Here is a 20,296-nt window from a genome sequence, read left to right as displayed (position 1 = left end):
TTTGTATTAAAGCTGTGCAATCAGAGAAGCAATCAATGTCAGACGTCGGGACAGTTCTAAGCGAATCGCTTGTTTTTCGACTTCCGTCGACTGCAACAAACGTTGCTCGAGTCCTTCAACCGTCGTCTGTAATTGTTGTACTTCCTGATAAATCGTCTCTCCTGTTTTTTGTTCTCGTTCCGTAAAAGAAGCAAGAATCTCTTGCAGGGAAAGCCGTTGAGACTTCAAATATTCAATCTTTTCGATTTGATGAATGACCGATTCGTCATACAAACGGTAGCCCGATGCAGTACGCTCTGATGTTAAGAGACCGAGTGATGTGTAGTAATCAATCGTTCGTTTTGATAAGCCGGTGGTCTCCGCGACCTGACCGATTCGAAGTAACGCCTTCCCAAAAGATTCTCACCTCCTTGCCATAGTTAGTTCTTTTATTTTATCATGTCAAAACCATACAGTAAAACGTCATGCTTTTAATAAAAAAACGATTACTCCCGTTGATACGAGAATAATCGCTTATACACTTCTAATTTTAAACTGTGGCAATTGGCTCTTCGACCGCTATACCAACGATCGACCGTTCTAATAATTCGACGACATCATACGTGGCGACCGCTTCATCCACTTCCTTCGCCTTCGTACCGTCACTAAGCATCGTCAAACAGTACGGACATGCTGACCCGATGACGGATGGTTGGACGGTCAACAATTGTTCCGTCCGCGCGACGTTGACACGTGCACCAACTTTTTCTTCTTGCCACATCATGCCACCACCAGCACCACAACACATGCCTTTTTCACGGTTACGTTCTGTCTCGACGAGAGTGATGCCTGGAATTTTCTCGAGAATATAACGCGGTGCGTCGTAAATATCATTGTATCGACCGAGGTAACACGAATCGTGATAGACGACCCGCTCCTTAACTTCATGTAACGGTGTAATGCGTTTCTCATCAATCAGACGAGCGAGCAATTCGGTATGGTGATAGACTTCGACATCCAGACTGAGTCCGAAGTCTGGGTACTCATTTTTGAATGTATTGTAGGCATGCGGATCAATCGTGACGATCTTTTTGACGCCATACTTCTCAAATGATTTGATGTTTGCTTCCGCGAGTTCTTGGAACAAGACTTCGTTACCGATTCGACGTGGTGTATCGCCCGAGTTCTTCTCGTCATTACCGAGAATCGCAAACGAGATATTTGCCTCGTTCAGAATACGGGCAAACGCCATCGCGATTTTTTGACTCCGGTTATCGTACGATCCCATCGCACCGACCCAGAACAGGTACTCGAACTCTTCGCCTGCTTTCTTCTTTTCTTTCGCTGTCGGAACGACGAGTTCATCACGGTTTTTCCGCCAGTTTTCGCGCTCTTTTCGGTTCATCCCCCATGGATTACCTTGACGTTCGATGTTTGCCATCGTCCGCTGCATTTCCGGATCCATCTTGCCTTCCATCATGACGAGATGGCGACGGAGGTCGATGATTTTATCAACATGTTCGTTCATGACCGGACACTGATCCTCACAGTTTCGGCACGTCGTACACGCCCAAATTTCTTCTTCCGTAATGACGTTCCCAATCAATGAATCCGGGACGATATCCATCTGTCCGGCTGCTGCGAGCGAGGCAATCTGATTTCCTTGCGATCCTTCGAACGCAAAAGCAGGTGCCCATGGTGAACGTTGTGTGATGGCTGACGTTTTCATATTAAGATGGTCCCGTAATTTAACGATCAAATCCATCGGTGACAACATCTTCCCAGTTCCGCTTGCTGGGCACATGTTCGTACAGCGACCGCACTCGACGCAGGCATATAGATCAACGAGTTGCTTTTGATTGAAATCTTCAATCCGATTGACCCCGAAGCTGAATTCCGCTTCGTCGCCTTCTGCTTCTTCCATGACGGATAGATCAATCGGTGCCAAACGACCAACCTTCGATGTCCGACCGAGCCAGACGTTTGCTGTACCGGCAATCAAGTGCGCATGCTTACCTTGTGGGATGTAGACCATGAAGCTAAGTAGGAACAAAAGATGCGCCCACCAGAAGAAGACGAATAATCCGAAAGCGACCGATTCCGGTACCCAGCCGAATAAGAACGCAATACTTGAAGCGACGGGTTCACCGAGCGTCGAGTGGTTCTCATAGACAAGGAAGAATCCATTTCCGAAGAGGACGGCAACCATCAAGCCACCGATGAAGATCAAGGCAAGACCTGCTAAGAAATTTCGCTTCAGACGGACGAGCTTCTCGACATACCGGCGATAAAAACCCCAGACGACGGCAATCAAGATGACGAGCATGACGATCTCTTGAAAGAATGTAAAAAATGGATAAAGTGGACCGAGCGGGACATGCGGAAAACGCTGACCGACGGCAAGTCCTTTCCAGATAAAATCAATCGCTCCGAATTGAACGAGTAAGAATCCATAGAACATCATGACGTGGATGGCGCCACTTTTCTTATCTTTTAATAGTTTCTTTTGACCAAAGACGTTAACTAAAACTGCGTCTAGTCGTTCTTTATTCGTCAGCGTCCATTCCGCCTTTTTCCCCCGTTTAATGGCGGCGTAACGACTTTTGACAAGTGATGTGAACAGATAGCCTGCATAACCGATAACGAGTAGGAAGGCAATCCAGTTGATGATTAAAAACGTATTCATGTTCGAACAAACCCCTTTCCCCCTAAAGCAGTTGTGTTGAAATGAGTATAGCATATAATGAATGACTATTCATTCATAAATTTTCAAATAAATTTCTTACTTATTCATTGACTTAATCTGTCAAAAAAATAAAACACATCCATAAAAAGTAAGTTATCGTATATATGGTCATTTTATTTATATACATATCAGGAGGTTTTCATTATGCAAGGTATTCTTCAACATCCAAGCGGTCTCGTCAAAGAAGTCAAAGTAGGCTTTTCTTGGACAACATTCTTTTTCGGCTTTTTCCCAGCTTTTTTCCGAGGCGATTTTAAATGGGGATTGATTCAACTCGTTCTTGCACTTGTCGTCGGTACTGCTACGGTAGGCTTTGGAACAGGTCTCGTCAGTCTCGTATTTTCGTTCATCTATAATAAAATCTATATAAACGAGTTGATTGAAAAAGGATATCGTCCAATCGACACCTCCTTCCAACAAGCTTTGAAACAACGCGGAATCCATACACGTCTATTATCTGAAACATCTGCTCGTCAAGAAGCAGCATTCTAAGCAAAAGAACGGATACACTCCTTTATAAGGATGATCCGTTCTTTTTGCTTACCACTTCATCTCTTCAAACATATAATAACCTTTGTGTTGTTCTGTTAAGTATATATATAACGGAAGACGGACATCCTCACTTGTGATGTATTCCGTTAGCTCTCTTTGATTGATCCACTTCGTCTCGCTAATTTCTTCATCAGGATCATTCGGATCGAGTACTCCGCTCACCTCGCAATCAAAATAAGTGACGAGACTGTGCGCTTGATAAGTTGGCATGAAGTTCTCCGTCAAGAAGGCAAACGACGATGATGTGACTGCCAAGCCAGTCTCTTCAGCAACCTCACGACGAAGTGCTTGCTCGAGTGTCTCCCCAGCTTCAATCTGTCCACCGGGTAAGCTCCACCGATTGTCCTGATCCGATTGATTGTTGACAATGAGCAGTTGATCGCCCTTCCGGATGATCGCGACGATGATTCGATAGAGTGGATACATGACGCTTCCTCCTAAAAAGACCACCTTGTCTAAAACAAGATGGTCCACTGATTGTTTATTCTAGACCGAGCGACTGTGGCAGACGGACTGCACGTGCGAAGGCATTTTTATAATCCTTTTTCGCGACTAACTTTTCGACTTCACGGATCGCTGGATGCTGTTCGTCCGCAAACGCACCCAGGATCGTCAAGTAACGCTCATATACTTGATCGTCTTCCTGACGTGCTTTCAAAAGCGCTGTATACAGCATGACGGTATCTTCACCGTATAAGACAGGTAATTCTTCATTGATTAAAAGTAGCGTATCGATTGACTCCGGATCGACCTTCGGATTGTATTCCGTGATGACCTGCTCTGCGAGTCCTTCGAGTTGATCACGCCATTCGTTGTAGCGCGGCTCATCGTTCTCGAGCCACTCGAACCATTCCTCTTCCAACATCTGTTCCATTTGACGTACTGTTTGTTCAAATGCCATTCGTCTCACTCCGTTTCCAAGTTAAATCAATCGTATACGTACCGACTGCTTGTCCATTCATTTTTAATGTATAGCGAAACTTCATCTGCTGCGGTTTCATCTCAATCGTCTCCGTGTCTGTCTCCATCAACATTTGACCGAACTGACTGCCATACTGGCTTTTAGTCGTCTCTTTTAAAATGAAGACATGATGCATCGCAACAGGACCTTTGCGATTCAAGGCGATCTGGTCTTTTGACCATTTGATCGTCGTATCAATCGGTTGTTCATCCGGTTGAACGAATTTCACGGCAAAACCGTCCTTTGTTTCGAACAACGTGCCGTCCGCCTCAAGTTCGACCGATTCACGCATCGGACCATCTTCAATCGTCGTCACCTGTCGTAATGACACCGAGTACTTTACTGGTTTCACTTCTATCACCTCATCGTTTAGCGTACACGATTTTTTCGTCTGATGCATCTTCTGCTTACGCACAACAAAAAAACGGATTCGATGTACTTCGAATCCGTTCAAAACATATTAGCGCACACGGTACAGACGAGCTTCGAATGGACGAAGTTCCAGTTCTGTTCCTTCGTGGTGCATCGTCGGATAGTTGCCAAGCAACATATTATCCGAATGCAAGATGATATCCGTATCGATTTCTGCTGTTTCGCCTTTTAAGTTCGTAACGATCAAGAACTGTTCGTCACCAAGCGTCCGTGTATAGGCATAGACTTTCGTATCTTCCGGTAAGATGAGATCATACGCACCATAAATCAATGTCTCTTCCATCTTACGGATTTGAATCATTCGTTTATAGAAGTTCAAAATCGAGTCTTCGTCTTGTTCTTGTGACGCAACATTGATGTCCGCGTAGTTCGGGTTAACACCGAACCATGGGGATTGATTCGAGAAGCCACCATTTTGCTCGTTCGTCCATTGCATCGGTGTACGTGAGTTATCGCGGGACGAGTTCCAGATGACTTCCATGATTTCCTCATGTGTCTTCCCGGAAGCGAGTTGCATCTCATACATGTTTTTCGTCGCGACGTCATCATAATCCGAAATATCCGGGAACTGAACGTTCGTCATCCCGATTTCCTGACCTTGATAGATGAACGGTGTGCCTTGCATGAAGAAATACATCATCGCAAGCGACTTCGCGCTCTCTTTCCAGTACTGTTCCTCGTCACCCCAAAGGGAGACCGAACGAACCTTATCGTGGTTTTCGAGGTACAACGCATTCCAACCGGTCGCTTCAAGTCCTTTTTGCCACTTCGTCAGCACTTGTTTCAGTTTGACGACGTCGACGCCTTTTTCCGCATCTGCGCGCCAGAGATCCATGTGCTCGAACTGGAAGACCATGTTCATCTTGCCGTTCTCTTCTCCGACCCAAAGGTCTGCTTCTTCCGGCGAGACGCCGTTTGCTTCCCCAACAGTCATGATGTCGTATTTCGAGAATGTCTCATCCTTTAGCTCTTCAAGATACGCATGGATGCCTTCGACGTTCATATGCATGTCAAACGACGGCACATACGGCATACCAAGTGGGTTCGGGAGATCGCCGAACGACTGATCCTTGTTGATGTGACTGATCGCATCGATTCGGAAACCATCGATGCCTTTATCAAGCCACCAGTTGATCATTGTATAGACCGCTTGACGCATATCGCGGTTTTGCCAGTTCAAGTCTGGCTGACGACGGGAGAAGACGTGCAGGAAGTATTGCTCAGTCTTCTCGTCATATTCCCATGCTGATCCACCGAAGATACTTTCCCAGTTGTTCGGTTCTCCTCCATTGATCGCATCTTTCCAGATGTACCAATCGCGTTTCTCGTTGTCTTTTGACGAACGCGATTCAAGGAACCATGGATGTTCATCAGATGTGTGGTTGACGACGAGATCAAGTAACACTTTGATGTCTCGTTTATGCGCTTCTTCCATTAAGAGATCGAAGTCTGCCATTGTTCCGAACTCATCCATAATGTCTTCATAGTCACTGATATCATATCCGTTATCATCGTTCGGTGACTTGAACATCGGACAAATCCACAAAACGTCGACGCCAAGATCCTTCAAGTAATCCAGTTTTGCGATGATACCCGGAATATCGCCGATTCCATCGTTATTTGCGTCATAAAAGCTGCGTGGATAGATTTGGTATGCTACTGCTTCTTTCCACCAAGCTCGTGTAATTGTTTGTTGGGCCGTCTCAGGGCGCGGTATCATTTGTGTCATGTGTTAGAAATCCTCTCGTAGGTGAGTCATTAGTAGGAGTTAGGTATATTTGTTCGTCCTTCATTTTGTTTTGCGCAACCGATTGCGCAAACCCTTTACTTTTATCTTATCAAATCCACTTTTAAAGTCAATGTCTCGAGGATGATTTCACCATTTCACATCAATGGGGATCACTCTTCGTTTACATCGAATATTTCAGTTGAATTTACATTACATTTACTGAATCATCCTACACTGTTTATCGGTCAATTTCTACCTTTTTGCATAACCTTTCCTTTCCAAAATGAATCTTTTTTTATTCGTTCGGGTATACCCTAACCAATGCACGTAAAAAAGGGGGATTTTCAAGATGAAGGGACAATTCTTTATTGGTGGACAATGGCTGGATCACGGACGAGAACGGACAGATGTCACGAATCCAGCAACCGGAGAAGTCGTCGGTAGCGTACCAAACGGAACAAAATCAGACGTCAATGATGCTGTCGAAGCAGCACGGAAGGCTTTTCCAGAATGGTCGAAGCGGACAGTATATGAACGCGCTGAACTCTTGGAAAAACTCTATGCCAAAATGATCGAGAAAAAAGATGAACTCGCCCGGTTAATGACGCTTGAGATGGGGAAACCGCTGGCTGAATCAGAAGGTGAAGTCCAGTATGCGGCAAACTTCGTCAAATGGTTCGCAGAGGAAGGAAAACGGGCATACGGACGTGTCATACCGACACACGATGCTTCTAAAAGACTTCAAGTCATCAAACAACCGGTTGGTGTCGTCGCCGCGATCACACCATGGAATTTCCCAGCAGCCATGATTACCCGAAAATTGGCTCCGGCTCTCGTTGCCGGATGTACGTTCGTCATCAAACCACCCACCGCGACTCCATTAACAGCACTTCGTTTACTTGAACTTTGTCAGGAAGTCGGGATTCCAGAAGGCGTCGTCAATGCCGTTACAGGTAGCGGGAAAGCACTCGGTGAATCACTCGCGACACATCCGCATGTCGATAAGATCACCTTCACTGGTTCGACCGAAGTCGGACGGACATTGATGGCTCAAGGAGCAGAGACGATCAAAGCGATGTCGCTTGAACTCGGCGGACATGCACCGATTCTCGTCTTTGATGATTGCGATCTCGATTTAGCTGTTGCGGAGACGATCAAGTCGAAATTCCGCAACGGCGGACAGACGTGTGTCTGCGGAAACCGGATCTATGTATCTGATTCGATTTATGACGCGTTCGTTGAAAAACTCGGTCAGGAGACGGCAAAATTGAAAACCGGGAACGGTCTGGATGCCGAAACCAAGATCGGTCCAATGATTAATAAAGCGGGTTACGATAAAGTTAAAAAACATGTCGATGACGCTACTTCAGCCGGTGCTCGTGTCGTCACGGGTGGAACAGGAACAACGGACGAGGAAAATGATGTCTATTATTATGAAGCAACCGTGCTCGCTGACGTAAAACCCGGCATGTTGATCATGAACGAGGAGACGTTCGGACCTGTCGCTCCCGTCCAGCGTGTCAGTTCTGATGAAGAAGCGGTTCGTTACGCCAACCAGACACCATTCGGTCTCGCTTCATACGTCTTTACGAAGGATTACGCGCGTGCCATTCGTGCGATCGAAGGGCTTGATTATGGAATCGTCGGCTGGAATGATGGGGTTCCTTCTGCTGCACAAGCACCATTTGGTGGAATGAAACAATCCGGTCTTGGACGCGAAGGCGGTAGTGAAGGACTCGAAGCGTATCTCGAGACAAAATACATCTCAATCGGTGGACTAGCATGAACGCGGCGGACTGGTTCGTCCAATGTTTAGAGGCAGAGGGAGTCACGCATATCTTCGGTGTTCCCGGTGAAGAGAACATCACATTGCTCGAATCACTTAGTCGTTCGTCGATCACGTTCATCACGACGCGTCACGAAACGAACGCTGCGTTCATGGCAGCGATGTTCGGTCGCCTGAGTGGACGACCGGGTGTCTGCTTATCGACGCTTGGTCCTGGTGCGACTAACATGATGACGGGAATTGCGAGTGCAACGATGGACCATTCTCCTGTCGTTGCCATCACAGGACAAGGAGCACTATCACGGCAACATAAAGCGTCGCATCAAATGTTTGATCTCGTTGATCTATATCGTCCGGTTACGAAGTCAAGTACGTCCGTTCTGACACCAGAAGTGATTCCGGAAATCGTCCGTCGTGCCTTTGCGACGGCACAGAGCGAAAAGCCGGGAGCGACGCATATCTCTTTCCCAGAAGACGTTGCAAAACAAGAACGAGATCAACCTGTGACTCCTGTCAAAAACGACAGTGCTCCGACATATCTTCATCCGTTGACGATTGATGATCCGGACGTTTTACGATTGATCGAGCGATCGCAACGTCCTGTCATCATTGCCGGTTTCGGGATTCACCGTCAACACGCACTTGAGGCGTTTCGGGCATTCGTCGAACAGCTGGATGCTCCGGTCGTCGAGACAATGATGGGAAAAGGCTCCATCTCCTCACAACATCCGCTTGCCGCGCATACGATCGGTTTGCCGGATGTTGATTACAACCAACGAATTCTTGATGCGAGTGATTTAATCATTACGATTGGTTATGACATCACGGAACTGCCCCCGGAAAAATGGAATCCGAAAAAGACGCCGGTCGTTCATCTGGATACGAACCTTCACGAAATCGATGCCTACTATCCAGTCGTTGCAAATCTAGTCGGCAATCTTTCAGATGTATTGACCGTTTTGACACCACTGCTTCCAAAGCGTTCCTGGAACGGTTGGCAACGGAATCGCGATAAGTTGCGCCAAGAGATTCAAGAAACATATTCCCTCGCGCTCCCTTTACATCCTCAAAGCATCGTTCGTGAGCTCGAACGGACGGTTGGTGAAGCCGGAATGGTTTTCTCGGATGTCGGAGCACATAAAGTCTGGCTCGCTCGCCATTATCAAACGACACATCCAGATCAATTGTTCATTTCGAATGGGTTTGCTTCAATGGGCTATGGTTTATCGAGTGCACTCGCAGCCAAACTTCTCTACCCCGACCGACGTATCGTCTGCGCCGCTGGAGACGGAGCTTTTCTTATGAACGGTCAGGACCTCGAGACCGCCGTTCGTTTGAAGCTGCCACTCGTCGTATTAATTTGGCGAGACGGGACATATGGTCTCATCGAATGGAAACAACAACAAGCATATGGAAAATCATCGTACATCACCTTTGATAATCCGGATCTCGTTCAACTGGCTCATGCTTTCGGTGCGCTTGGACTTCGCGTCGGTGAACACGGTTCGCTTGCCCATTGTCTTGATCAAGCTTTCGCGAGCGATGGACCCGTATTGATTGACTGTCCGGTCGATTACCGGGAAAATCTAAAGTTAAGTGAACGTCTCCGGACGTATGGAGGGTGATATATTATGACACAACCACGTAAACTGCAGTCTATTTCTGATTTTGATCAATTTGCGTCCGAGCATAGCGCGTTCGTGATTTGCAAACACAGTACGACGTGTCCGATCAGTGCCGCAGGATTCTCAGAGTATACGAAGTTCGCGGATGAAACATCTGTTCCGACAGCATATCTCTTCGTCCAAGAAGCTCGGACCTTATCGAATCACATCGCTGAACACTATAATGTCCGACATGAGTCGCCACAAGTTCTTTTCATTCAGGACGGCAAATCTGTCTGGACAGCATCTCACTACGACATTACAAAGGATGCACTCGAAACGAACGTTCAGTAACGCTAACTATGAAACAAGCTTCTGGCTGTTTCAAACTGAAGACAAAGCGCAATTTTCCTCTAACGAGAAGGATTGCGCTTTTTTATTTCCTACGAATCATTTTCCTCATTTAGAAAAACGCTTTCAAAACTACATAAAAAATAAAATTATCTTTCTTAGCTATTATTATTTGTAATTCGAACTAAATCGGATTAAGATAAACTACAGATAGAACGACCGTATAGAAATCTGTACCGTTAGTTTAGTTAGGAGGATATTCATGCAACAAAGTGCAACTCACACAGCTCGAGCTCCTTACGGCATCCTCGCCGTTTTGATGATCGGGGCATTCATCGCTTTCTTAAATAATACCTTGCTCAACATCGCCCTTCCTTCAATCATGAAGGATCTAGCGATCGAACCAGCTACTGCTCAATGGCTGTCGACTGGTTTCATGCTCGTCAATGGTGTCTTAATTCCGACATCTGCTTTCTTGATTCAAAAGTATTCGGTTCGTCGCTTGTTCTTACTTGCGATGACCCTCTTCTCGACCGGAACGATTCTTGCCGGATTCGCAGACGTCTTCCCTGTGTTGCTCGCAGGACGGATGATTCAAGCGTCGGGTTCTGCCATCATGATGCCGCTACTGATGAACGTCATGCTCGTCAGTTTCCCGATTGAAAAACGCGGGACTGCGATGGGCTTCTTCGGATTGATTATGATGGGGGCTCCAGCGATCGGACCAACGTTATCCGGTTGGATCATTGAGCACTACGATTGGCGGATGCTGTTCCACTTCATCACACCAATCGCCTTAATCGTTCTCGTCGCTGGTTTCTTCTTACTTCGTGACGTCAAGGAACGGTCTGCCGCTCGGATCGATCTGGCTTCCGTTGCACTTTCGTCACTTGGTTTCGGTGGCTTATTGTACGGATTCAGTTCTGCCGGCTCTAAAGGTTGGGATAGTTTCCACGTCTATGGAGCACTGATCGTCGGGGTCATCGCACTCGTGACATTCATTTATCGTCAGCTGCATATGGAACGTCCGATGCTCAACTTCAAGATTTATCGTTACCCGATGTTCGCCTTGTCTTCTGCGATCTCGATGGTCGTCACGATGGCGATGTTCTCGGGCATGTTATTGCTTCCGATCTATGTCCAGACGATTCGCGGTATTTCACCACTTGATGCGGGTCTCATGCTGTTACCGGGTGCCATCTTAATGGCCGTCATGTCACCGATCAACGGGAAGCTGTTTGATAAGATCGGTGGTCGTCCTCTTGCATTGACTGGTTTATTCATCACAGTCGTCACGAGTTATTACTTCAGTCAACTTGAGATGGATACGACGTATACGCATCTGATCATCCTGTATTCGTTACGGATGTTCGGGATGTCAATGGTCATGATGCCGGTCTCAACGAACGGTTTGAATCAGTTACCAACACGCTACTATCCACACGGCACAGCGATGAACAATACGTTGCAACAAGTATCTGGTGCAATCGGAACGGCGTTGCTCGTAACGATCATGTCAACGCATGCGAAGACTCGTGGCACAGAGCTCGCGACCGAAGCGGCGAAGAACATGGCAAGTCAACCGACAGCTGAAGCAGCTGCTGCTTTGAAACAGCAGATTACGATGCAAGCGACGCTTGACGGAATCAACTATGCGTTCTTCATCTCGACGTTCATTGCTGGTCTAGCATTCGTCCTCGCCTTCTTCATTAAACGGGCGACACAAGCTGAAGACATCATTAGCGATCAACGCTCATTGAACGAAACGATCGTCAAACCGCAAGTCTCCAATCAATAAGTGCAAAAGCAGTCGTCTCTCGCGACTGCTTTTTTTATTGTTTGAGCTATATACTGGTACCCCCCATACCTATATGTTAGAGTGAAGATAACAACAAGATTACTAAAGGAGGCACGACTATGGCACACGATCACCCTGTCGTCCCACGAACACATGAAGAACAAGACGCTTTAATGAAACGATTAAAGCGTATCGAAGGACAAGTCCGCGGGATTGCCAACATGGTTTCTGAAGACCGGTATTGTATCGACATTTTGACGCAAACCGCATCGATTCAAGCAGCACTTCGACAGGTCGAACTACAAATCATCGAACGCCACGTCAAAATGTGCATGCATGAGGTCGCGACTCGTCAAGACAGTACGGACGCTTACGTCGATGAGTTGATGGCAGTCATTGCCCGTCTGAAAAAGTAAGGAGGGTTTTCTGATGTCAAAAACGATTGAGTTTGATATTGAAGGGATGACATGTGCCGCCTGTTCCGCTCGGATTGAAAAAGTCCTAAACCGGATGGACGGCGTCGAAGCAACGGTCAACTTACCACTCGAGACGGCTCGTGTCTCGATTTCTGATGCCTATGATGATCAAGCGATTATCGAAAAAATTCGCAAAATCGGCTACGAGGCCACGGTCAAACAAGCACCACACGCAACAAAATCGAATCGTCGGATGCTGTATCGCTTCGTCATCGCAGCCGTTCTTTCGCTCCCTTTGCTCGCGAGCATGCTGACACATATTCCGAATAGTCCATTCCATCTTCCATTTTTGATGAATCCGTGGCTACAATTTGCTTTAGCGACACCGGTTCAATTCATCATCGGTGCGCCCTTTTATAGCGGGGCTTATAAAAGCTTACGGAGCGGGAGTGCTAACATGGATGTCCTTGTCGCGCTCGGGACATCGGCAGCCTACTTCTATTCCGTTGCTGAAATGCTGTTCGTCTCTGATATGCCACACCTCTACTTTGAGACAAGTGCGATTCTGATTACACTCGTCTTGCTTGGGAAGGTTCTCGAAGACCGTGCGAAACAACAGACGACAGGAGCGATTAAAAGTCTGCTTTCCTTACAAGCGAAAGAAGCCATCGTTTTGGAAGATGGGCAGGAACGGATCGTTTCAATTGAGGCGATCCAAGCCGGGATGGTGTTGCTCGTAAAACCCGGAAATAAAATTCCGACAGACGGTATTGTTCGTGCAGGTGATGCGTATCTCGATGAGTCGATGTTGACCGGTGAATCCGTTCCTGTTCATAAGACTGTTGGCGCATCCGTCATTGGTGGTACTCTGAATACGAACGGTTCCTTACAAATCGAGGCGACAAAGATCGGGCAAGCAACGGTTCTCGCACAAATCATTCGCGTCGTCGAGCAAGCGCAGACCGAAAAAGCGCCGATTCAGCGCCAAGCCGATCGGATTTCTGGTGTGTTCGTACCGATCGTCGTTGCCATTGCGCTTCTGACGTTAGCCGCTTGGTGGATGTTCACCGGTTCCTTTGCAGAAGCGATTCGTCCTGCCATCGCGGTTCTCGTTATCGCCTGTCCGTGTGCACTCGGGCTTGCGACACCAACTTCAATCATGGTCGGAACCGGAAAAGGAGCGGAACGAGGGATTCTCTTTAAAGGCGGTGCTCAACTGGAGAACCTCCAACATGTCGATGCTGTCGTCTTTGATAAGACTGGAACATTGACAGTCGGTCGCCCTGTCGTCGTCGAGACGTTTGGCACGGAGACAGCTCTCGATTTCGCTGCCGCGCTCGAACGTCAATCCGAACATCCTCTTGCCCGTGCCATCACAGCAGAGCGGGATGTCGTGTTTGATATCGAACAGTTCCATGTCGAATCAGGACGTGGGATCACGGGACAAATCATGGGACATGATTTGATCGTTGGTTCAGCGCGAATGATCCAGGAACGAAACATCGCCCTTCCTGACTGGACGTCACTCGGAGCGACACTCGTGTATGTCGCCGTCGATGGAGAAGTCGCTGCCGGATATGCCATCCGTGACGCGTTAAAAGATTCAGCGAAAGAAACAATCCAGCGGTTGCGAGAGACTAAGGACGTGTATCTCTTGACCGGTGATCGTCGTGAAGTTGCTGATCATCTAGCGGAAGAACTCGGACTCGATCGAGCGTTCGTCTTTGCTGACGTCTTACCTGTTGAAAAGGCAGATGTCATTCAGTCACTTCAACAAACGAAACGTGTCGCGATGGTCGGAGACGGTATCAATGATGCTCCCGCTCTTGTAACGGCGGACGTCGGCATCGCGCTCGGCAGCGGCACGGATGTCGCCCTCGAAGCAGCCGACGTGACGTTGCTTGGACACGATTTAAAACAAGTTTTACTTGCGATCGAACTAAGTGAGCAGACAATGAAAAACATTCGTCAAAATCTCGTTTTCGCACTCGGCTACAATACGATCGGCATCCCTGTTGCTTTTCTTGGTCTGCTTGCTCCATGGCTTGCGGGCGCCGCCATGGCATTCAGTTCTGTCTCTGTCGTGACGAATGCGTTACGATTAAAACGTACCCCACTATCTGAAGGAGGAACTTCATCATGAAAGAAACAACGTTATCTGTTATCGGTATGACATGCAATCACTGTAAAGCGAGTGTCGAATCAGCTTTATCTGAAGTTGAAGGTGTACAACATGCTACTGTCTCACTGGAACAAAACCAAGTGACGGTACAGCATGAAGACGTTCCTCGTGAGCGCCTCGTCGATGCAATCGAAGAGATCGGCTATGATGTGCCGACTGCTTAAACATCCATGCCAAACTGCTTCTAACACGCAGTTTGGCTTTTTTATTTTTTGAAAAGCGGGAATATACGGAGTAAGGAGGGGTTCGTATGGTACCGCAAATCGAATTCGTAGAACACTTCGACGACAACAAAGGAAAACGATTCAAAATCGAACTTTGGAATCTCGGAACCTTCACATTCAGTGCCGAGTCAGCTCGTGGACCTGTCACCCGTTTCACCTCCATCGATATTCAATTCGTTCAGACCTGCGTTCAACGAATGCGCTCGATCGTGGACGCCAAAAAAGCATTCCAGGAAGATCAACCTGTCTAATCCTGTCTTTTTTCATTCTCCTCATGGCACTTGCCATGAGTTTTTTTGTTTCCGGTCAATGTTTTTCAATATTCTCGTCTTTTTTTCGAAAACCAGTATCGCTTCGTCAAGATGAACCGATAAGAAACAGACATCATTTTATTCACATCTTGAGTATTGGAGGCAACTACGTGCGCAATCCTTTTAAAAGTAAGACTACTTCGGTTTATCAAGCTACAATCGGCTTTCCTGATTCTCATCTCATCACGAAGACGGCAGATCCTGATCTTACATCTCGTCTCGTATACATGGGGTATACAGAAGAACAGCTACAGACACTTAAATCGATGGCACCTGTCGTTCAAGGCATCTTAGATGAGGTCCTCGAGCAAGTGCTTGACCATCTATTATTGAATCCAGAGATGGCAACGATCGCGAAACAATCATCGACACGCGAACGATTGAAAAAAGTCTTTGCGGACTACTTCACGAGTCTTCTGACAGGAAACATGGATGAATCCTTCCTTGCGATGCGGACACGGATGGGACAGACGCATAAACACAACTTCGTTCCCGTCACTTGGTTCATCGCTTCATATGCTGCGTTTCAGACGTTGTTGATTCCTAAAATCGTCGAACATTATCAGCATGACCCAGCGCAACTGACAACAGCCGTGCTTGCATTGACTCACGCGATGAACTTAGATGCTCAAATCGTAACGAGTCAGTACGTCGATTCTCGTCTTCATGAAGTAACGGCAGCGAACGAGTCGCGCCGTCAACTGCTGACAGACGTCGTTCGTGTCAGTCAAGAAGTCGCAAGCTCCGTCGAACATACGGATCATGCCATCATCGAAACGAGCCGACGTGCTTCACAAGTGTTGGCAGAAACAGATCAGACGGAGCAGACGAGCCAGCAACTCGTCCAAATGACGATTGCTAACGAACGACAGATGCAACAGATGGAGCAACAATTCGCTCAATCAACACAACAAGTTGGTACTTCGCTTGAAAGCATCCACGAATTGAAAACGACGTCGGATGAGATCGTCCAGATGACACAAAGCATCGAAGCGATCGCCAATCAAACGAACTTACTCGCGTTAAATGCTTCGATTGAAGCAGCCCGCGCCGGTGAACACGGTAAAGGATTCGCTGTCGTAGCGACGGAAGTCCGGAACCTTGCTGAAAATGCCAAGTCATTAAGTAGCAGCATCAATGGTCTGATTCAAAAGAACAATGGCAACATTACACAACTGGTTTCTCAGATGGAAGACATCACACGCGCCAACACTGCATCTCAGCAAGAATTACAACAAGTCAAACAAGGAATCCAAACCGTTAAGAGTGAAATGGAAAACTCACTGACGTTGTTTGGTCGTAATAAAGAAAACCTTGGACAAATCGTCGAGACGATCCAAGGTCTCAGTAAAACGACGCAAGGCTTGACGACACTGACGACGGATCTTGTCGCAGCTTCAGAAACACACTAAAAAACAGGTCTCTCTTTTTCGGTCATAGCCGAAGTGAGAGACCTGTTTCATTTTTAATTGTCTTGTTCTGCCGTGACGACAAGACGTTGATCGTACCCTTTTGAGTTTGTAAACGTACCAATGCATGAAATGAGCGTCAGTTTGTTCATGACGGTCGCACCAAAGATTGATCCGACTGGTGCTTCATCGACGGGATAGGACATGACGTTCGTCACCACGTATGACACCTGTTGTCCTGTTTTCCCTGTCACTTCAATCCGTTGCCCTTTTTTCATCTTGGCTAAATCATAAAAGACAGCAGGTCCCTTTTCATCGTCTAGATGTCCTGCTAATACGACATTTCCGGTTTGACCGGCTTTCGCACCGTATTTATACCACGCGACTTGATCCGTTTTTTTTGGCACATCCATCCGTCCTTGCTTATCCTTCCCGACGACTTCGATGTTTGCTTTCACATCGAGCGTCGGAATCATAATACGCGTTGGAATGAATGCTTCTTCGTCCACCATTTCGGATGAAGTGGACGAAGAAGACGTCGTTTCAGTTTGTTTTGGTTTTTCCGGCTTTGTAGTACCTGGAGGTGATTCCGATTGGCATCCGGCTAATACGAGTAAGAGAAGCAGACTACTCTTAAGCGTTTTGTTTATGACGGACGACATACGCTGTTCCTACTAACAAGGCAGCTGCTGCTGCGACTGCCCATGGTGTAGCAGAAGTCGTATCAGCAGAACCACCAAGTCCTGTATCTGGCATTGATGCCATTTCACCGCCATCTGGAATTAAGAGAACATCAAACGCTGGCTCGCCTTCTAGTAAACCGATTGCGAGAGCTGTATAGTTTTTGCCACTGTCGAGTTTGACGCCATCAAGTGCTTTGACGACATCCGTTGCGCCCGCAGGGCGGACTTCAAGGTCATACGTACCTGCATCGAGTGTACCGTAGTCAGAGACTTTTGAGAATTCAAGGTTGCTAAAGAGTGGGTCTCCACCTTTTGGTGCGACATCAACAGCAGGTGCATCTGGTGCAAAGTGTGCGACACGGACCATTGATTTGCCGTCTTCGCCTTTGCCGTTGTCTTCCATGACAGCAAGTTTAATATCAGCAAGTTTACCGATTGCTGCGACAGAATAGAATTTACCAGCTTCCACATTGAGTGTTTGAGAGAGCACAGGATCTTTTGTTGTTCCTGCAGCGAATACTTCTACTTTATGTTCGCCAGCTGGTAGTGTGAGGTAATCTGTGACATCTTTGAATTTTGCTCCTGATACGGCTTTTTTGCCATCGACCGCGATATCGACTGCCGGAGCATCTGGTGAAGCATGAATGACACGAACCATTGCGTCATCTGCTGCGCCTACCGGAAGCACGAATAGTGCAAACAGTAACGTAGCAGTCACAAACGATAAGAGTTTCTTCATCTTTTTTCCACCTTTCTGATTGTCAAATGTACATCGCTCTCAAACCAATGTTCTTACACTTCAGAATATTTCCGTCGTGGTGACATCTTAAACTTAAGATACTTCCGTATATGTGTAAAGATTTCAGTGTGCTATGAACTTGTTTTGAAAACACACTGACCTTCTTTTTGTTTTCGAAATAAAATACATAACAAATCAATTGAAAAGAAGGTTAGTTATGATACAGCCTCGTCACGGTTAAGTGCCTACCTGTCCGTTTTACTTCTGACGTTCTTGAATCCGATGACGAGCGGACAGGATGCCGTTTTGTTTCTAATCGGTATTTTTCTTGGTTCTGCCACCTGGGGGAGCATCCTGGCAAACATCACACACCTGCTTAAACACCAGATTGCGACGTCCGTTCTACGCGTCGTCCAATAGACATCTGTCAGTCTGATCATCGGATTCGGTGCATTCGGAGTCGTTCAGTTCTTCTTCTGAACAAAACAAAAGAGACCGACATCACGTCTGGTCTCCTTTGTCTATTTATTTAATGAATCCAATCATCATCTCGCGCAACACTTTTGCTGCCGCGATCGCTGTCATGTCGGATTGATCGTACGCTGGGCATACTTCTACCAAATCCGCGCCGATGACGTCGACGTCTGCTCGTGCAATCATGTGAACGACTTCGAGTAGTTCCTTCGTCGTCACCCCACCGATTTCTTGTGTCCCTGTTCCTGGTGCTGCTGACGGATCAAGGACATCGATGTCGATCGTGACGTAGACCTTTTTCCCGGCAAGTGTTGGAAGAACTTGACGAAGTGGCTCGACGATCTCGTATTTGAAAAGGTTGTAGCCTGACGTCTTCGCCCATTCGAACTCTTCTTTCATCCCCGAACGGATTCCGAACGAATAGCAGTTCTCCGGTCCGATCAAGTTCGCGATTTTCTTGAGTGGCGTCGAGTGTGACAACGGCTCACCTTCGTACTCGTCACGCAAGTCCGTATGCGCATCAAAGTGAAGCACAACAAAATCATCATAGTGTTTATCGAACGCTTTGACGACTGGCCACGTGACTAAATGTTCGCCACCCATACCGAGCGGGAACTTGCCTGCTGCCAGTAATGAATCGACGTATTCTTCAATCATATCAAGTGATTTTTGTGCATTCCCGAATGGTAACGGGATATCTCCCGCGTCAAACAACTTCGCGTCGGCGATGTCGCCATCTAAGTACGGGCTATATTCTTCTAAACCAAGTGAGACTTCACGGATACGTGCCGGACCGAATCGTGAACCGGGACGGAAACTGACCGTCCAGTCCATCGGCATGCCGTATAAAATTCCTTTTGCATCCTCGTGAGTCGGTTGACTCGCGATAAAGACTTTTCCTGAATATGCTTCATCAAAACGCATGATCCATTCCCCCTGTTCATTGGTCGTTTGCTGCTGCAAACGCCTCTTTACCTGACAACAGAGCGATTTCGAAGATCGAAACCGCTCTGTTCATGTGTGCTATAGTGACTGAACTCAGCCGTTCGTCAAATCTTTAACGAACTTCGGAAGCGCGAAAGCTGCCGTGTGAAGCTCAGGCGTGTAATACTTCGTATCGATCTCGTGGAAACGCTCTGGTGCGACAGCAAGCGGATCGTGTTTCTTTGATCCGATCGTAAACGTCCAAAGACCACTTGGATATGTCGGAACGTTAGCGATGTAGAGCTTCGTGATCGGGAAGATTTCTTTGACGTCGCGTTGAACATCACGGATCAAGTCTGGTGTGAACCATGGGTTATCCGATTGTGCGACGAAAATACCGTCTTCTTTTAATGCTTTTGAAATACCAGAGTAGAAGCCTTTCGTGAACAAGTTGACCGCTGGACCAACTGGTTCTGTCGAATCGACCATGATGACATCATACTCGTTTTCTGCTTCTGCGATATGCATGAATCCATCCCCAACGATGACTTCGACGCGTGCATCGTCCAATCCACCTGCGATGTTCGGGAGGTATTTTTTCGAATACTCGATGACTTTTCCGTCGATTTCAACCAAAACAGCTTTTTCGACGGACGGGTGTTTCAAGACTTCACGGATGACTCCGCCGTCTCCTCCACCAACGACCAGAACCGATTTTGGATTCGGGTGTGTGAACAATGGGACGTGCGCGACCATCTCGTGGTAAACGAACTCGTCCTTATCTGTCGTCATGACCATTCCGTCAAGTAACAACATCGTACCGAACTCGTCCGTTTCAACCATCTCTAGGCGTTGAAACTCCGTTTGTTCGCTCTCATAAACGTGGTTGACACGGAATGTGATACCGTAATCTTCCGTTTGGTGTTCCGTGAACCATAACTTTAATTTTTGTTCCATTTGCGATAGAACCCCTTTCTTTCATCAAGACAAAAGTTG

At 47.1% G+C, this 20,296-nt stretch carries 20 protein-coding genes; 10 read left to right on the top strand and 10 right to left on the bottom strand.

What is annotated here, in order from left to right:
• Positions 1 to 6: 6 nt before the first annotated feature.
• Entirely contained in the window at positions 7 to 375 is a 369-nt protein-coding gene (locus VJ374_RS01595; protein WP_035411297.1) for a MerR family transcriptional regulator, read from the bottom strand.
• A gap of 154 nt (positions 376 to 529) precedes the next feature.
• Positions 530 to 2,665 carry a (Fe-S)-binding protein gene (locus tag VJ374_RS01590; RefSeq protein ID WP_329469865.1) on the bottom strand — a complete coding sequence of 712 codons (2,136 nt, stop codon included), beginning with the start codon at positions 2,663 to 2,665 and terminating at the stop codon, positions 530 to 532.
• Positions 2,666 to 2,869: 204 nt separating this feature from the next.
• Between VJ374_RS01590 and VJ374_RS01585 the strand changes: the two genes are divergently transcribed.
• Positions 2,870 to 3,217, top strand: a complete 348-nt coding sequence (locus tag VJ374_RS01585) for a hypothetical protein (RefSeq protein WP_035411302.1) — start codon at positions 2,870 to 2,872, stop codon at positions 3,215 to 3,217.
• A gap of 48 nt (positions 3,218 to 3,265) precedes the next feature.
• Here the strand turns inward: VJ374_RS01585 and VJ374_RS01580 are convergent, their stop codons facing one another.
• The 4 genes from VJ374_RS01580 to VJ374_RS01565 form a co-directional block, all read right to left on the bottom strand.
• Positions 3,266 to 3,703, bottom strand: a complete 438-nt coding sequence (locus tag VJ374_RS01580; RefSeq protein ID WP_329469863.1) for an NUDIX hydrolase — start codon at positions 3,701 to 3,703, stop codon at positions 3,266 to 3,268.
• Positions 3,704 to 3,758: 55 nt separating this feature from the next.
• A complete protein-coding gene (locus VJ374_RS01575; protein ID WP_050677289.1) occupies positions 3,759 to 4,178 on the bottom strand; it encodes a hypothetical protein in 420 nt (139 codons plus the stop codon).
• A complete protein-coding gene (locus VJ374_RS01570) occupies positions 4,168 to 4,590 on the bottom strand; it encodes a YwiB family protein (protein ID WP_231496909.1) in 423 nt (140 codons plus the stop codon). The genes VJ374_RS01575 and VJ374_RS01570 overlap by 11 nt, the downstream gene beginning before the upstream one ends.
• A gap of 108 nt (positions 4,591 to 4,698) precedes the next feature.
• Positions 4,699 to 6,399: a glycoside hydrolase family 13 protein gene (locus tag VJ374_RS01565; RefSeq protein ID WP_056064035.1), complete on the bottom strand. Its 1,701-nt coding sequence runs from the start codon at positions 6,397 to 6,399 to the stop codon at positions 4,699 to 4,701.
• A 349-nt stretch (positions 6,400 to 6,748) separates the two neighbouring features.
• On the opposite strand from VJ374_RS01565, the gene VJ374_RS01560 reads away from it, so the two are divergent.
• From VJ374_RS01560 to VJ374_RS01520, 9 genes are all read left to right on the top strand, one after another.
• The gene (locus VJ374_RS01560; protein WP_035411314.1) at positions 6,749 to 8,185 is read left to right on the top strand and encodes an NAD-dependent succinate-semialdehyde dehydrogenase; all 1,437 of its coding nucleotides are present in this window, start codon (positions 6,749 to 6,751) and stop codon (positions 8,183 to 8,185) included.
• The gene (locus VJ374_RS01555) at positions 8,182 to 9,810 is read left to right on the top strand and encodes an acetolactate synthase large subunit (protein WP_290748253.1); all 1,629 of its coding nucleotides are present in this window, start codon (positions 8,182 to 8,184) and stop codon (positions 9,808 to 9,810) included. The genes VJ374_RS01560 and VJ374_RS01555 overlap by 4 nt, the downstream gene beginning before the upstream one ends.
• A 6-nt stretch (positions 9,811 to 9,816) precedes the next feature.
• The gene (ytxJ, locus tag VJ374_RS01550) at positions 9,817 to 10,143 is read left to right on the top strand and encodes a bacillithiol system redox-active protein YtxJ (protein ID WP_035411320.1); all 327 of its coding nucleotides are present in this window, start codon (positions 9,817 to 9,819) and stop codon (positions 10,141 to 10,143) included.
• Between the two features lie 259 nt (positions 10,144 to 10,402).
• Positions 10,403 to 11,938, top strand: a complete 1,536-nt coding sequence (locus VJ374_RS01545; RefSeq protein ID WP_329469857.1) for a DHA2 family efflux MFS transporter permease subunit — start codon at positions 10,403 to 10,405, stop codon at positions 11,936 to 11,938.
• Between the two features lie 119 nt (positions 11,939 to 12,057).
• Entirely contained in the window at positions 12,058 to 12,354 is a 297-nt protein-coding gene (locus VJ374_RS01540) for a metal-sensitive transcriptional regulator (protein ID WP_035411326.1), read from the top strand.
• 13 nt (positions 12,355 to 12,367) lie between these two features.
• Positions 12,368 to 14,497, top strand: coding sequence for a heavy metal translocating P-type ATPase (locus VJ374_RS01535; RefSeq protein ID WP_035411329.1), 2,130 nt, complete (start codon positions 12,368 to 12,370; stop codon positions 14,495 to 14,497).
• Positions 14,494 to 14,700: a heavy-metal-associated domain-containing protein gene (locus tag VJ374_RS01530; protein WP_023466808.1), complete on the top strand. Its 207-nt coding sequence runs from the start codon at positions 14,494 to 14,496 to the stop codon at positions 14,698 to 14,700. Before VJ374_RS01535 ends, VJ374_RS01530 begins: the two co-directional genes overlap by 4 nt.
• 86 nt (positions 14,701 to 14,786) lie before the next feature.
• On the top strand, positions 14,787 to 15,011 hold the full coding sequence (locus tag VJ374_RS01525) for a hypothetical protein (protein ID WP_035411332.1): 225 nt from the start codon (positions 14,787 to 14,789) through the stop codon (positions 15,009 to 15,011).
• Between the two features lie 170 nt (positions 15,012 to 15,181).
• A complete protein-coding gene (locus tag VJ374_RS01520) occupies positions 15,182 to 16,483 on the top strand; it encodes a globin-coupled sensor protein (RefSeq protein ID WP_056064050.1) in 1,302 nt (433 codons plus the stop codon).
• Positions 16,484 to 16,536: 53 nt separating this feature from the next.
• On the opposite strand, the gene VJ374_RS01515 is transcribed toward VJ374_RS01520, so the two are convergent.
• The 4 genes from VJ374_RS01515 to speE form a co-directional block, all read right to left on the bottom strand.
• The gene (locus VJ374_RS01515) at positions 16,537 to 17,142 is read right to left on the bottom strand and encodes a class F sortase (protein ID WP_329469855.1); all 606 of its coding nucleotides are present in this window, start codon (positions 17,140 to 17,142) and stop codon (positions 16,537 to 16,539) included.
• Positions 17,114 to 17,902 (bottom strand): DUF4397 domain-containing protein, encoded by a 789-nt coding sequence (locus VJ374_RS01510; RefSeq protein ID WP_329469853.1) that lies wholly within the window; start codon positions 17,900 to 17,902, stop codon positions 17,114 to 17,116. Before VJ374_RS01510 ends, VJ374_RS01515 begins: the two co-directional genes overlap by 29 nt.
• Before the next feature lie 525 nt (positions 17,903 to 18,427).
• Entirely contained in the window at positions 18,428 to 19,300 is an 873-nt protein-coding gene (gene speB, locus VJ374_RS01505) for an agmatinase (protein WP_290773770.1), read from the bottom strand.
• A 114-nt stretch (positions 19,301 to 19,414) separates the two neighbouring features.
• The gene (gene speE / locus VJ374_RS01500; protein ID WP_023466799.1) at positions 19,415 to 20,257 is read right to left on the bottom strand and encodes a polyamine aminopropyltransferase; all 843 of its coding nucleotides are present in this window, start codon (positions 20,255 to 20,257) and stop codon (positions 19,415 to 19,417) included.
• Positions 20,258 to 20,296: the final 39 nt, after the last annotated feature.

Origin of the sequence: Exiguobacterium sp. 9-2, from assembly GCF_036287235.1 — a bacterium.
In the GTDB taxonomy this organism is placed as follows: Bacteria; Bacillota; Bacilli; order Exiguobacteriales; family Exiguobacteriaceae; genus Exiguobacterium_A.
This window is presented reverse-complemented; position numbering and strand designations above follow the sequence as displayed.

Coding starts and splice junctions, on each gene's coding strand:
- speE (WP_023466799.1), bottom strand. CDS start 20,257: ATGGAACAAAAATTAAAGTTATGGTTCACGGAACACCAAACGGAAGAT.
- VJ374_RS01580 (WP_329469863.1), bottom strand. CDS start 3,703: ATGTATCCACTCTATCGAATCATCGTCGCGATCATCCGGAAGGGCGAT.
- VJ374_RS01575 (WP_050677289.1), bottom strand. CDS start 4,178: ATGGCATTTGAACAAACAGTACGTCAAATGGAACAGATGTTGGAAGAG.
- VJ374_RS01540 (WP_035411326.1), top strand. CDS start 12,058: ATGGCACACGATCACCCTGTCGTCCCACGAACACATGAAGAACAAGAC.
- VJ374_RS01530 (WP_023466808.1), top strand. CDS start 14,494: ATGAAAGAAACAACGTTATCTGTTATCGGTATGACATGCAATCACTGT.
- VJ374_RS01535 (WP_035411329.1), top strand. CDS start 12,368: ATGTCAAAAACGATTGAGTTTGATATTGAAGGGATGACATGTGCCGCC.
- VJ374_RS01565 (WP_056064035.1), bottom strand. CDS start 6,399: ATGACACAAATGATACCGCGCCCTGAGACGGCCCAACAAACAATTACA.
- ytxJ (WP_035411320.1), top strand. CDS start 9,817: ATGACACAACCACGTAAACTGCAGTCTATTTCTGATTTTGATCAATTT.
- VJ374_RS01560 (WP_035411314.1), top strand. CDS start 6,749: ATGAAGGGACAATTCTTTATTGGTGGACAATGGCTGGATCACGGACGA.
- VJ374_RS01545 (WP_329469857.1), top strand. CDS start 10,403: ATGCAACAAAGTGCAACTCACACAGCTCGAGCTCCTTACGGCATCCTC.
- VJ374_RS01525 (WP_035411332.1), top strand. CDS start 14,787: ATGGTACCGCAAATCGAATTCGTAGAACACTTCGACGACAACAAAGGA.
- speB (WP_290773770.1), bottom strand. CDS start 19,300: ATGCGTTTTGATGAAGCATATTCAGGAAAAGTCTTTATCGCGAGTCAA.
- VJ374_RS01555 (WP_290748253.1), top strand. CDS start 8,182: ATGAACGCGGCGGACTGGTTCGTCCAATGTTTAGAGGCAGAGGGAGTC.
- VJ374_RS01590 (WP_329469865.1), bottom strand. CDS start 2,665: ATGAATACGTTTTTAATCATCAACTGGATTGCCTTCCTACTCGTTATC.
- VJ374_RS01515 (WP_329469855.1), bottom strand. CDS start 17,142: ATGTCGTCCGTCATAAACAAAACGCTTAAGAGTAGTCTGCTTCTCTTA.
- VJ374_RS01585 (WP_035411302.1), top strand. CDS start 2,870: ATGCAAGGTATTCTTCAACATCCAAGCGGTCTCGTCAAAGAAGTCAAA.
- VJ374_RS01510 (WP_329469853.1), bottom strand. CDS start 17,902: ATGAAGAAACTCTTATCGTTTGTGACTGCTACGTTACTGTTTGCACTA.